Source organism: Tardiphaga sp. 709, assembly GCF_032401055.1.
Classification (GTDB): Bacteria; Pseudomonadota; Alphaproteobacteria; order Rhizobiales; family Xanthobacteraceae; genus Tardiphaga.
In genome coordinates, this window is sequence record NZ_CP135529.1 from 3,455,478 (window position 1) to 3,467,615 (window position 12,138).

Consider the following 12,138-nt stretch of genomic DNA (forward strand, 5'->3'; position numbering starts at 1 on the left):
CTTAGGTCAAGCCCGCGAACGGATTCCGACCGGGATCAATCGCAATTTTTGATACTTCTAATCAACGTCGCGCAACCGAACCTGGCTCGCTGCGTCTGCAGGAGCAGGCAGGATACCCGCGCTGTTAGTCCTTCACGTCGTAACGATAGGATTTCGAGACGATCTGCCAGCCATCAGCCAGCTTCATCGCGATCAGGTAATCGGTGAAGTAACGCGGCGGCAGCTGGCAGCGCACCTTGATAAAGGCTGTCTTGTCATCGGAGCGATCGACCGTGACGATAAAGTCCTCGCGCGACTTGCCCTCGACCTTGCCCGAATTGCGCTTGCGGACCATGGCCATCCAGTCAGGCATGGCCAGCACCTTCAGCTCGCCATTCTCCACCCAGCGCAGATCTGCACTCGGATGAAAGATCGCGCCAAGCTTCTCGGCATCAGCCTCGTAGAGGCCATCGAAATAATGCTGGATGACCGCTTCAACGGTCGAACGATCGTAAGCCAACGCATTCCCCCACCGGTAGCCGCACTGGAACCCTTATAACATCAAAGCGATGACGGCCATACTGTACCGTTGCATAGGTCATCCGACTTTGAATCACTTGCTGTCACCAAGCATCTTCCGAAACCGCTCGATCTCCTGCGGCACGAAGGCCGTGAGATAGGCCGGCGCCATTTCAGCGTCGCCGGCGGGCATGGAACCGAGATCGTCGAGCCGCCTCTGATAATCGGGATTGGCAACTGCAGCGCGCATCGCGGCATTGAGCTTCCCGATGATCGGCGCGGGCGTGCCCTTCGGCGCGAACAGCGCATACCAACCGGATATTTCAAATTGCGGCAATCCGGCCTCGCTGGCAGTCGGAACGTCAGGCAAATGCGGCAGACGCGTTCTGGATGCCAGCGCGATGGCGCGAATGAGACCGCCCTGGATGGCCGGGGTCACGGAGGCCGAGGAATCGCAGATGCCGTCGATCTGCCCGCCGATCAGATCGTTCAATGCCGGACCGCCGCCGCGATAGCCGACCAGCGTGACGTCGATACCCGCGGCCTGGGCGAAAGCCTTGCAGAACAGATAGTTCTGCGAGCCTACGCCGGAGTGACCGATATTCAGCTTGCCGGGATTCTGCTTCGCATGGGCAATGAATTGCGCGAGATTCTCCGCCGGAAAATTGCGCCGGATAGCGACCATCGCCGAGCTCTTGTTGAACATGCCAATGCCTGCAAAATCCGACGGCGCGAATTTCACATCAGGCGTGAACAGATAAACTGCGGTATTGGTGCCGCTATTACCCTGCACGATGGTGTAGCCGTCTGGCGGAGCCTGCGCGACGCGGGCGAGCGCCACGGCCCCGCCCGCGCCGCCAATATTTTCGATCACGATGGGCTGACCGAGATGCCGGCCCATCTGCTCGGCAATCAGCCGTGCATTGACGTCGGAACTGCCGCCAGCGGCAAATGGCACGACGAGTGTGATGGGGCGAGTGGGATAGTCCTGCGCAGATGCGGAGAGTGGCGCGAACAGCGCCAGACAGAGCGGAGCAAGCCTGAGCCAAGCCATCCCGAATCTCCCCGACCAAGTGTTGCTAAGCCAGTCTTGCCTAAACAAGTCTTGCCTGATTTTTCCGTGATCTTAGGGAGTATCGGGCGCCGGACGCAAAGACATGTTATGCTGCAGAGCGGCGTAACCGACGGCGCGCGGTGCCGCTTTTTGACGTCTACGGAGGTCCTGATGACCATCTCCATGGTTCACCCGACAATCGACACTCACAGCCTGCTGACCGGCGCGCAATTCGCCGATGCATTCAGCATCTCCACCGAGACGACAGACCTGACCGCCCGCGACGCCGCCACCCGCATGTTCAGCCGTTCCCCGCGCTGGGTGGACGCCTTGATGCGGCTGCGGGATCTGATCGTTGCGCCCTTCGGGCTGAAGACGGCGCAATCCGCGCGTCACTCGGATGTCGACAAGGTCGGCTTCTTCCCGGTGCTCAACGAGACGCCGCAGCGCCTTGTCGCAGGCTTCAACGACAGCCATCTCGATTTCCGCGTCGTGATCGACGTCGCAGCAGACGGCGTTGGCCAGCGCGTTACGGCAACGACGGTAGTGCTGATGCACAACTGGCTCGGACGTATCTATCTGACGGTCATCAAGCCGTTTCACCGGATGGTGGTCCGCTCCATGCTGCGGCAGGTCACGCGCTGAATTTGCCGCGGTGGCCGTGGGAACCTGGGTCATCGCAGCCCGTTAGCTCATATGCCATTTACCGAGATTGATCCGCAGAACGACGAGTTGAAAGTCACGCTGGCACACGCGTTTGATGCCGCTTGGCAGCCCTTTGTGACGCATGAAGGCGAGTCCGCAGACACGCCAGAGAACCGCCGCCGCCTTGCCGCGCGGATTGTCGCCGTGGCGCGGTCAGGACAGACCGATGAAGAGGCGCTCAGCGAGGCCGGATTGATCTACCTACGTGTGCTAGCCGAGGCGGCGCGGCTGTCGGCACGCATTCGGGACGTTGCGTCTCCCGATCTGGCACCTCAGGCTGACGATCCGCGAAACCAGGCGTTCGGCCCGGAGATGGTGACCGCGATGTCAACGGCGCTGGATCGCTGCCTCGACGAATTGCCGCTGCGGATTTCATCGGATGCGGTGCAGTTGCTCTCGAGCAGCATTCTCGATGAAGCGTCGCGCGGCGAGCGCGACCCGGAAAAGCTTCAGCTCCACGCCTTGGCATTGCTCAAGTCACGTCAGTAGGTTCCTTGCTGACCGGGTCAGCGTCCGCGGCCGCCCATTCGGCGACGCAACGTTCGAGATCCTTCAGGTTCTGCCGCATCTGCTCCAGCGAAAAGCCGATGGCAAAAAAGCGTTCGGCGACATCGCCGGGCAATCCGCGCGTCAGACCTTCCTGACGAAGCGCCGCGACCTCTCCCGCATAGGCCTGTAGTGCCGTCTGCACCGGCCAGATCGCCGGCGCGCCGGTGCCGCTGCGCAGTGCCACGGCCGTCGAATGCAAAAACGTCGTCATGGCATCGCTCACGCGCGAGAGTGGGCCCGCAAGACGAACCTGAAGCGCAGATGGCAAGGGCACCACGGTCGAGCGGCCGATCATCACCAGGTCATGCCGCAGCCGCAGCGTCGTACGCAGCAACGGACCTGTATCGGGTCCGCGGGACAAATGCGCCGCACGCTCTCGCTCGGCTTCGGCTCCAATCGCCTGCAGACTTGTAAGAGCGTGACCGATGCCGTCCTGCAACCGGTGCAGTGCCTCATTGTCGCGCCCGCGCGTCAGCGACGCCAGCAGCTCCGTTAGCGCCGTCGCGATCAGATCGAGCGCCTCTGCCGAACTGGCCCGAACCTGGCTATGCGCCCGCGACGGCAGCACGAGGAACGACACTAACAAGCCGGTGATCGCACCCACGGTCACTTCGAGCACGCGGTCGATGGCGGATTCCAGTGGTGTGTTGTGATTCATCATCGGCAGCAGCAGCACGATGATCGCTGTCACCGTTGCAACATTGAGGCTGGGATTGATCGCCGCGATGAAGGCCAGCGGCGCCACCGCCAACACCAGAACGGCGAGCAGCGCGCCTTCATTGGAATGCGGGATCAGGATCGCGACCGCGCCGCCGTAAATGGCACCGCCGATGGTCCCGACCAGATAATCGCGCGTTGCCTTCAACGACCGCCCGACACTCATCTGGGTGACAATGATCGCCGTCAGCACGGCCCAGAGCGGCAGTTTCAGCCCGACGGTCAGGGCTATGATCAGCGCCGCAAGCGCCGCTGTGGTCACCCGGACGCCGAGGCCGAGTTCGACCTTTCGCGCCCGAAAGAAAGCAACCACCCGTTTCAGGAAGCCGAGAATTCGCTTCGATGCGGACATGTCACAAATTGATCCCTGAAATGAATTTTGGTCCACCGGCTTCGGCGAGACTGTTTAAAGCAAGTCTGTTTAAAGCAAGTCTGTTTAAACATGGCTGATCCACGCGTCGCCATGGCCGCTTGAAACGCCGATTTGGTCCGCCTAAGGCTATTTCAACAAGAGTGAGGAAACACAATGGCCAATGAGACTGCAACGCTTGCCGCCTATGTCGCGGACCTGAAGTTCGACGCCATTCCGCGGGACGTGCTGGAGCGCGCCAAGGTCCTCACCCTCGACTATCTCGGCAGCACCATCCGTGCCCGCAGCGAGGCTGAATCCACCCCCTCACTGCTGAAGATGCTGGAAGCCCTGTCGCTGGACGGCAAGGGCGAATCCACCGTGTTCGGCGACAGCAAGACCTGGACGCCAGCTGTGGCCGCTCTGCTCAACGGCGCGCTCGGCCACTCGCTCGATTTCGACGACACCCATGCCGATTCCTCGCTGCATCCCAGCGCGCCGGTGGTTCCGGCCGCCTTCGCCGTCGGCGAAATGGTCGGCGCATCGGGCAAGCAGGTGCTCACAGCCATCGTCGCCGGCTATGAAGTCTGCTGCCGGCTCGGCAACGCCCTCGACCCGACCTCGCATTATGCCAAGGGCTTCCACCCCACCGCGACGGCCGGCACCTATGGTGCTGCGGCTGCAGCCGGCAAGTTGTTCGGGCTCTCAAAGGATCAGCTGATTTCAGCCTTCGGCGTGTCGGGTAGCCAGGCCGCGGGCTCGCTGCAATTCCTTGTCAACGGCGCCTGGAACAAGCGCTACCAGGTCGGCGCCGCCGCCATGAACGGCGTGATCGCCGCGACTCTGGCGCGCAACGAATTCATCGGCGCGACCGAATCCGTCGAAGGCAAGCACGGCCTCCTGGTTGGCTATAGCGATAATGCGCATCCGGAGAGGGCCGTGGCCGATCTCGGCTCGGTCTATGAGACCATGAAGATCGGCATCAAACCCTATCCGAGCTGCCGCTATACACATGCGGCCATCGACGCATTGGTGGCGATGCGGCGCGAGCACAATCTGACGCCCGAGCAGGTCAAGCGCGTCGAGATCGGCCTGCATCGCAACGGCATCACGCTGACCGGCGACGCCGCCACCAAGCGTCACCCGACCTCCATCGTTGGCGGCCAGTTCTCGATGTTCTTCACCGGCGCGCTCGCGCTCGACCAGGGCAGCTTCGGCTGGGACGACTACAAGCGCCTCGGCGACAGCGCGATCAACACGCTGGCCGACCGCTTCGACGTGGTTCAGGACGAACGCCTCGAAGGCAAGCGCCACCCGTTCGGCGCACGGGTCAGCATCACCACCGAGGACGGCGTGCATGAGCGCATCTATGCCGATCCCTCGGGCGAGCCGACATCGTTTCCCGATGCCGCCGCCATGCAGCAGAAGTTCCTGCAGCTCGCGCGCCCCGTGCTGAGCAATCGCGCCGAGAAATTTGCGGATGCGATCCTCTCGCTCGAGACTTTCGACCGCGTGGCAACGGCGACGGCACTGGGCCGGTAACGGACATCAGGCGCCGTCGATGATGATAAAATCGGCCTCGGCGTATTTTTGCCGGATAGATCTGGCGGCTTCGTATTCCGGGCTACGGTAGCAGGCCGTTGCGGTCGCGCGGTCGGCGAATTCCACCACCACATTGCGATCACGGGCGTCGCCTTCCATGGTTTCGAAGGCGCCGCCGCGCACGATGAACCGTGCGCCGAACTTGTCGAACGCCGGCTTGGCCGCGGCGAGATATTCCGGATAACGGCTCTCGTCGCGCACCGAGACGCGGACAATCCAGTAGGCTTTCAACATCATAGCTCTCCAGTTTTGATGTGATCGTTGTGGCGCGTCCTGCGTCGCATCGTCGTTGCCGTGGTGGGTCACGGCATCAATGGCGGCGCGGGTCACGCCGATATCGCGCAATTCGTAGTCGCTCATGGAGCGTAGTTGGTCTCGCGCCTGTTGCCGCTCGCGCAGGCAGCGCCAGCCGCGGCGGAGGGCTGCGACGGCGGCGATCGCGATCGAACGCAACATCCGGCCGCGCTCGACATGGATGCCCCGGACGATGGATCGCTTCAGCGCGGTCCATTGCAGCGGCGTCAGGTAGCGCGAATCGTGCGCGTGCGGTTCGGGTTCATTGTCGATCATGTCCGCCCCTTTCCGCTTATGGGTGCCGTTGGCCGTGATGGGTTTACCCGGCGCATTTCATCCCATAAAATGAATAATCAAGATCATTTTGATCTCACGGAGAGATGCATGGATCTGTCCGAGCTGCGCATCTTCCGCGCCGTTGTGCGCGAAGGCGGTGTGACGCGCGCCGCGGAGCGGTTGCATCGCGTGCAGTCCAATGTGACGACGCGGGTACGTCAGCTCGAAGACGATCTCGGCACGGCGCTGTTCGTGCGCGAAGGCAAGCGCCTGCATCTGACGCCCGCGGGCCAGACGCTGCTCGGCTATGCCGACCGGCTGCTGGCGCTGGCCGACGAGGCCCGCGACGCGGTGCAGGACCCGCGGCCGCGCGGCGTCTTCCGCCTTGGCGCCATGGAGAGCACCGCGGCGGTGCGGTTGCCTGGACCGCTCCATGAATTTCACCGCCGCTATCCCGACGTGCAGCTTGAAATGCGCATCGGCAACCCGGAGACCCTCGCGAAGGGCATCCTCGCCGGCGACCTCGATGCCGCCTTCGTGGCCGAGCCGATTGCCGCCGCACAGTTCGACCGTATGCATGCGTTCGACGAGGAGCCGGTGATCGTGTCGTCGCCACGCCATCCGCCGATCGGCCGCAAGGACAGCGCGCCGCGCTCGGTACTGGTGTTCGAGAACGGCTGCCCGCATCGCAAGCGGCTGGAAGACTGGTATGCGAAACGCGGCGAGATGCCCGAGCGCACCATCGAACTCGGCTCCTATCACGCCATGCTCGGCTGCGTAGTCGCGGGTATGGGCATCGCGCTGCTGCCGGAAAGCGTGTTGTCGACATTCCCGGAGGGCAAGCGGCTTACCGTGCATCGCCTGCCGCGCGGCGAGAATCACGCCGAGACCGTGCTGATCTGGCGCAAGGGCGCAGCTTCGCCGAACGTCCAGGCGATGCAAAAAGTGCTGCTGGACGAACGAACGACCCGCAGCCCTGCAGCTAAGCGCAAGACATCAAGCGTTAGCGCACCGCACAATGTGAAGTAGATTTACAACCCCATTCTCCCGTGGCTAACGTTGCGCCAATAAAAAGCAAACGGGAGGAGACCTTTATGTTGCGCGTTACAGCGATTGCGGCCGGATTCGTTATCGGCGTTGCGGCTCTTACGACAATCCAGCCTGCCATGAGCCAGTCTGACGGCTGGGTCACGCTGGTCGACAGCACCAAGATGGGTGACTGGGATAAGGTTGGCGACGCCAATTGGGAGATGAAGGACGGCGCGCTCGCCGCCGACAAGCTGCTCTCCGGCAAGGATCTCGCTTATCTCGTCAGCAAGACGCCCTACAAGGATTTCCAGATCAAGGCCGAGTTCTGGACCGATGCCGAAGCCAATAGCGGCATCTTCATCCGCTGCGATAACCCGAAGGTGATCGACGGCAAGACCTGCTACGAGGTCAACATCTTCGACAAGCGGCCCGACCCGTCCTATGGCACCGGCGCCATCGTCGATGTGGCCAAGGTCAATCCGATGCCCAAGGCGGCGGACAAGTGGAACACCTACGAGATCACCGCCAAGGGCCCGAAGCTCACCGTGATCCTGAACGGCGAAAAGACCGTCGACGTCGAGGACACCAAGCACGCCGCCGGCCCGATCGCCCTGCAATACGGCTCCGGCGTGGTGAAATTCCGCAAGGTCCAGATCAAGCCCCTGTAAGCACAGCCATTCCTCAGTCCGGACGGAGCGATCCATCCGGGCTGAGGCCCTTTTACCCGCCCCGCCAAATGCTGCTATGATGGACCCAACCCTACGGAGCCCTCATGAGCTGGCAACCATCTGAAGATCCGATCCTCGGCGACGCGCAGACCTGCGACGCGTTGGAGCTCGTGATCGTGCCGCGCACCCGCGATCTTGGCGACGGCTTCCTCGTCCGCCGCGCCCTCCCCCATGGCAAGCGGCAGATGGTCGGCCCGTTCATTTTCTTCGACCATTTCGGCCCGATGCAGTTTATCTCCGGCAAGGGCATGGACGTGCGGCCGCATCCGCATATCGGCCTGGCCACCGTCACCTATCTGTTCGACGGCGCCATCATGCATCGCGACAGCGAAGGCAATGTCCGCGAGATCCAGCCGGGCGCCATGAATCTGATGACTGCCGGAAAGGGCATCGCCCATTCCGAGCGCACTCCGGACGTGCAGCGCCGCGACGGCCAGAAGATGCTGGGCCTCCAGAGCTGGATCGCGCTGCCCAAGGGCTCCGAGGAAATCGCGCCGTCGTTCCAGCATTATGCCGCAGACAGCCTGCCAACCATCACTGACACCGGCTTCACCGCGCGGGTGATCGCCGGCAAGGCGTTTGGCAAAGCTTCGCCGGTGTCGATGGTGTCGCCATGGTTCTATGCCGAAGTGGCCGTCGAGGCCGGCACTAGTGTGCCGCTCGATCCCGACCATGAGGAACGTGCAGTCTATGTGGTCGATGGCGAGGTCGAGATCGCGGGCGACCGCCATGAGGGGCCGCAACTGCTGATCTTCCGGCCCGGCGACGCGATCACCATCAAGGCGACGCGCAATACCCGCATGATGTTCCTCGGGGGCGACGCGCTGGAAGGGCCGAGGCATCTGTGGTGGAATTTCGTGTCCTCCAGCAAGGAGCGCATCGAGCAGGCGAAAGAGGACTGGAAGACCGGCCGCTTCGCCCATGTGCCCAACGAACACGAGTTCATCCCGCTGCCGGAATAGGCTCACTCCTTCATCACGCCGCCGCCGGCCAGACGCCGGACGACTCTGCTTTCGAAAGACCCTGACATGACCACGATGGCCACCAGCGACCTGCCCCTCCCCAAGATCGGTCGCGGCAAGGTGCGCGATATCTATTCCGTCGGCGACGACCGCGTGCTGCTGCTGACCACCGATCGCATCAGCGCCTTCGACGTAGTCATGAACGAGACCATCCCGATGAAGGGCGCGGTGCTGACCCAGATCAGCGCCTGGTGGTTCAACCAGCTTGGCGGCGTGGTCCCGCATCACATGATCTCGGCCGATGCCGACGAGATCATCAGGCAGGTCCCTGCCCTTGAAGGTCACCGCGCAGCGCTGGCCGGTCGGGCCATGCTGTGCCGGCGCACCACCGTGTTTCCGATCGAGTGCGTGATTCGCGGTTACATTTCGGGTTCGGCCTGGAAGGAATATGCCGCGTCAGGCACGCTGGCCGATGAGAAGCTCGATGCCGGGCTGCTCGAAAGTCAGAAATTCGCCGAGCCGGTGTTCAGCCCGGCCACCAAGGCCGAGACCGGCCATGACGAAAACATCACCATCGCCCGGATGCGCGAGATTATCGGCGAGGAGGATGCCTTCACCCTCGAGAGCATGACCCGCGCCGTCTACACCCAGGGGGAAGAGATCGCCCGCGAGGCCGGCATTATCATCGGCGACACCAAGTTCGAATTCGGCAGGGAAGGCAATGGCCGCATCATCCTGATCGACGAGGTGATGACCCCGGACAGTTCCCGTTTCTGGGCCGCCGACGTCTATAAACCGGGCCAGCCGCAGCCGAGCTTCGACAAGCAGCCGCTGCGCGACTATCTCGACATCGAGCGCCGCGCCGGCCGCTGGAACGGCGAAGCCCCGCCGCCGCCGCTGCCCCCTGAGGTGATCGACGCCACCAGCAAGCGCTATTTGGAGGCCTATCGCCGCCTAACCGGCACGGAGCTGGTCATCAACTAACAAACTGACTGTCTTTCCCGCGGACTGTCATAAAAATAGTCTTGTCCGTGCATCTCACCGTCGTCTACCAGAGACGGCGGCGGTTGCGCCTGTCGCGCAGCGCTCCTACAGGTTCGCGCGTGACATACTTCCGGCCCGCCCCCCTCATCGCCGTCATTGCGAAGGTAGCCGCCCATGACTGACACCCTTGTCAGCCCGGACGTGTTGCGCGCCTGGCGCAACGACGTGTTCGGCGGCCTGATCGCCAGCGTCCTCACCATCAGCTTCGGTCTGTCCTATTCGGTGCTGATCTTCACCGGGCCGCTCGCCTCGCTGCTGCCCTACGGCATCGCCGCGACCTTCATCTCTGCAAGCGTCATCGCCGCCGTGGTCGCGCTCGGCAGTTCGTTCCCCTTCGCGGTCGCTGGCCCCGAGAGCTCCACCGCAGCCGTCACCGCCATCCTGGCGGCGGCCCTGGTCGAGCACATCGTCACGGCCGATGCGCCGTCTGCCTTGCTCGGCCCGGTACTTATCACTCTGTCCTCGGCCACGATCATCACCGGCATCGTGCTGTGCGGCTTCGGCGTTACCCGCATGGGACGCGCGATCCGCTATGTGCCCTATCCGGTCATCGGCGGATTTTTGGGCGCCACCGCCTGCCTGATCGTCGCCGGCGCGATTCAGGTGATCACCGGCTACAAGCTGCAATGGGCGAACCTGACAAAACTCGCCAATCCGATGACGCTTTACGAGTTGCTGGCCGCGGCAGCCGTGGCACTGACCATCTATACGACCTGGCATCGGTCCCGTAACCCACTAGGCCTGCCGATGATTCTCCTCGGGAGCGTCATAGCGGCGCATCTCGCCTTCCGTATCTCAGGCGTGTCGGTAATCGAGGCCCAGGCAATCGGCTGGACTTTCGCATCGCCGCCGAAAGCCAGCCTGACCCTGCCCTGGGCGTTCTTCAGCGACGGCTACCCATGGCAGGCGCTGCCCGGACTCATCGGCAATTTCATTGCCGTGATCTTCGTGACCGCCGTAAGCACCCTATTCAATACGACGGGCCTCGAAGTCGCCGCACATCGGGAAGCCGATATCGAACGCGAGCTCAATGCGACCGGGGCGGCCAATATCCTGGCCGGTGTGCTCGGAGGCTATGCCGGCTGCATCTCGATCAGCCGTTCGCTCCTGAATCGCAACAGCGGTGCCACAGGACGGCTTTCGGGACTCACCGTCGCCGCGGCAGCTGCGCTGATGCTCGTCGTACCCCGCGCTGCTGGCCTATATGCCGCGCTTCGTGCTCGGTGGCCTGCTGCTGTATCTTGGCCTCGAACAACTTCATCGCTGGATCGTCGACTCCCGCAAGCGGCTTTCGCTGCTCGACTACCTGTCGCTGCTGGCGATCATCGTTATCATTCTCACATGGGGTTTCGTGGCCGGCGTGCTGATCGGCATCGTGATCGGCTGCGCCACCTTTGCGCTCAGTGTGTCGCGGGTGTCCTCGATCAAATACAGTTTCGATGGCTCGGAATATCGCAGTTCGCTCGATCGGTCGCTTGAGGATCAGCGCACGCTGGCGGCGCATGGCCGCGAAATCCAGGGCCTCAATCTGCAGAGCTATCTGTTCTTCGGCTCGGCCAACCGACTGTATCTGCACGTCAAGGCGCTGCTGCGCCGCCATCCCGAATGCCGCTATCTGGTGTTCGACTTCAAGTTGGTAACGGGCATCGACTCGTCGGCCGCCCACAGCTTCGCCCAGATCAAGCGCATCGCCGAAGGCCACGGCACCACGCTGGTCCTCGCCAACCTGCACCCGTCAGCCAATCGCAATTTGCGCGCCAGCCTGTTCATCGATGACGCCGTCAAGGTCATGGGTGAACTCGATCACGCGCTGGAATGGTGCGAGAACGAGGTGATCGTGAGGCATCGCGGGCTCGCCGAAGAAGAAGCCAACTTGCGCGACTGGTTCACCAAGATCCTACGCACCGCCGACGATTCCGAAGAACTGATGCGACGCTGCCAGCGCGTCGAGGTCGTTGCCGGCGAGATCATCGTTCAGGCCGGCGACGCTGCCGATTCCATGCACTTCATTCTGGACGGCCGACTCGGCATCATGGTGCCGGCGGGCGATGGCAAGCTGACCCGGGTGCGCAGCCTCGGGCGTTACACGACGGTGGGCGAAATGGGCCTCGTCGCTTATGCCCCCCGCAGCGCTACCATCCAGGCAGAGATCGCCAGCGTGCTGTATCTGCTGCGCGCCGACGCCTTCGAAGACATCAAGCAAAATCATCCGGCATTGAGCCAGAAGCTGCTGACCTATTTCGTGTCTGTGATGGCGGAGAGGCTGGCTTTTGCCAGCCGGATGATCGCGGTGCTGCGAAGATAAGAATAGCCGACACGACGCATCTGAAA

General features: G+C 62.8%; 11 protein-coding genes and 2 pseudogenes. 8 read left to right on the top strand and 5 right to left on the bottom strand.

The genetic code is table 11. From position 1 onward, the window contains the following. Positions 1 to 124: 124 nt before the first annotated feature. Both RSO67_RS16880 and RSO67_RS16885 read right to left on the bottom strand, forming a co-directional pair. A complete protein-coding gene (locus tag RSO67_RS16880) occupies positions 125 to 499 on the bottom strand; it encodes a nuclear transport factor 2 family protein (RefSeq protein WP_315839809.1) in 375 nt (124 codons plus the stop codon). 93 nt (positions 500 to 592) lie between these two features. After that, on the bottom strand, positions 593 to 1,552 hold the full coding sequence (locus RSO67_RS16885) for a tripartite tricarboxylate transporter substrate-binding protein (RefSeq protein WP_315839810.1): 960 nt from the start codon (positions 1,550 to 1,552) through the stop codon (positions 593 to 595). Positions 1,553 to 1,723: 171 nt separating this feature from the next. Here RSO67_RS16885 and RSO67_RS16890 point away from each other — a divergent pair, with 171 nt between their 5' ends. Beyond that, positions 1,724 to 2,197 (top strand): DUF2867 domain-containing protein, encoded by a 474-nt coding sequence (locus tag RSO67_RS16890; RefSeq protein WP_315839811.1) that lies wholly within the window; start codon positions 1,724 to 1,726, stop codon positions 2,195 to 2,197. A 51-nt stretch (positions 2,198 to 2,248) separates the two neighbouring features. Continuing rightward, the gene (locus tag RSO67_RS16895) at positions 2,249 to 2,746 is read left to right on the top strand and encodes a hypothetical protein (protein WP_315839812.1); all 498 of its coding nucleotides are present in this window, start codon (positions 2,249 to 2,251) and stop codon (positions 2,744 to 2,746) included. Here RSO67_RS16895 and RSO67_RS16900 read toward each other — a convergent pair. Further along, positions 2,730 to 3,875, bottom strand: coding sequence for an FUSC family protein (locus RSO67_RS16900; protein ID WP_315839813.1), 1,146 nt, complete (start codon positions 3,873 to 3,875; stop codon positions 2,730 to 2,732). The genes RSO67_RS16895 and RSO67_RS16900 overlap by 17 nt on opposite strands. A gap of 174 nt (positions 3,876 to 4,049) precedes the next feature. On the opposite strand from RSO67_RS16900, the gene RSO67_RS16905 reads away from it, so the two are divergent. Further along, complete coding sequence (locus RSO67_RS16905; RefSeq protein WP_315839814.1) at positions 4,050 to 5,414, top strand: MmgE/PrpD family protein; 1,365 nt, start codon at positions 4,050 to 4,052, stop codon at positions 5,412 to 5,414. 6 nt (positions 5,415 to 5,420) lie between these two features. Here RSO67_RS16905 and RSO67_RS16910 read toward each other — a convergent pair whose 3' ends face one another. Together RSO67_RS16910 and RSO67_RS16915 are read right to left on the bottom strand one after the other, a co-directional pair. Beyond that, positions 5,421 to 5,708: a DUF1330 domain-containing protein gene (locus RSO67_RS16910; protein WP_315844280.1), complete on the bottom strand. Its 288-nt coding sequence runs from the start codon at positions 5,706 to 5,708 to the stop codon at positions 5,421 to 5,423. Positions 5,709 to 5,834: 126 nt separating this feature from the next. Continuing rightward, positions 5,835 to 6,044: pseudogene (locus RSO67_RS16915) on the bottom strand (hypothetical protein); the annotation flags it as partial. A 108-nt stretch (positions 6,045 to 6,152) separates the two neighbouring features. On the opposite strand from RSO67_RS16915, the gene RSO67_RS16920 reads away from it, so the two are divergent. The 5 genes and pseudogenes from RSO67_RS16920 (at position 6,153) to RSO67_RS16940 (ending at position 12,112) form a co-directional block, all read left to right on the top strand. Then, positions 6,153 to 7,073, top strand: a complete 921-nt coding sequence (locus RSO67_RS16920) for a LysR family transcriptional regulator (protein ID WP_315839815.1) — start codon at positions 6,153 to 6,155, stop codon at positions 7,071 to 7,073. Positions 7,074 to 7,138: 65 nt separating this feature from the next. Continuing rightward, on the top strand, positions 7,139 to 7,741 hold the full coding sequence (locus RSO67_RS16925) for a DUF1080 domain-containing protein (protein ID WP_089263360.1): 603 nt from the start codon (positions 7,139 to 7,141) through the stop codon (positions 7,739 to 7,741). A 104-nt stretch (positions 7,742 to 7,845) separates the two neighbouring features. Then, positions 7,846 to 8,763: a pirin family protein gene (locus RSO67_RS16930; protein WP_315839816.1), complete on the top strand. Its 918-nt coding sequence runs from the start codon at positions 7,846 to 7,848 to the stop codon at positions 8,761 to 8,763. Between the two features lie 66 nt (positions 8,764 to 8,829). After that, on the top strand, positions 8,830 to 9,747 hold the full coding sequence (locus RSO67_RS16935) for a phosphoribosylaminoimidazolesuccinocarboxamide synthase (protein ID WP_315839817.1): 918 nt from the start codon (positions 8,830 to 8,832) through the stop codon (positions 9,745 to 9,747). Positions 9,748 to 9,921: 174 nt separating this feature from the next. Then, positions 9,922 to 12,112 (top strand): annotated as a pseudogene (locus RSO67_RS16940) (SLC26A/SulP transporter family protein). The last annotated feature ends 26 nt before the right edge of the window (positions 12,113 to 12,138 follow it).

Bases quoted from the DNA above. Each gene is read 5' to 3' on its own strand.
- RSO67_RS16885 (WP_315839810.1), bottom strand. From the start codon at position 1,552: ATGGCTTGGCTCAGGCTTGCTCCGCTCTGTCTGGCGCTGTTCGCGCCA.
- RSO67_RS16890 (WP_315839811.1), top strand. From the start codon at position 1,724: ATGACCATCTCCATGGTTCACCCGACAATCGACACTCACAGCCTGCTG.
- RSO67_RS16895 (WP_315839812.1), top strand. From the start codon at position 2,249: ATGCCATTTACCGAGATTGATCCGCAGAACGACGAGTTGAAAGTCACG.
- RSO67_RS16900 (WP_315839813.1), bottom strand. From the start codon at position 3,875: ATGTCCGCATCGAAGCGAATTCTCGGCTTCCTGAAACGGGTGGTTGCT.
- RSO67_RS16905 (WP_315839814.1), top strand. From the start codon at position 4,050: ATGGCCAATGAGACTGCAACGCTTGCCGCCTATGTCGCGGACCTGAAG.
- RSO67_RS16910 (WP_315844280.1), bottom strand. From the start codon at position 5,708: ATGTTGAAAGCCTACTGGATTGTCCGCGTCTCGGTGCGCGACGAGAGC.
- RSO67_RS16920 (WP_315839815.1), top strand. From the start codon at position 6,153: ATGGATCTGTCCGAGCTGCGCATCTTCCGCGCCGTTGTGCGCGAAGGC.
- RSO67_RS16925 (WP_089263360.1), top strand. From the start codon at position 7,139: ATGTTGCGCGTTACAGCGATTGCGGCCGGATTCGTTATCGGCGTTGCG.
- RSO67_RS16930 (WP_315839816.1), top strand. From the start codon at position 7,846: ATGAGCTGGCAACCATCTGAAGATCCGATCCTCGGCGACGCGCAGACC.
- RSO67_RS16935 (WP_315839817.1), top strand. From the start codon at position 8,830: ATGACCACGATGGCCACCAGCGACCTGCCCCTCCCCAAGATCGGTCGC.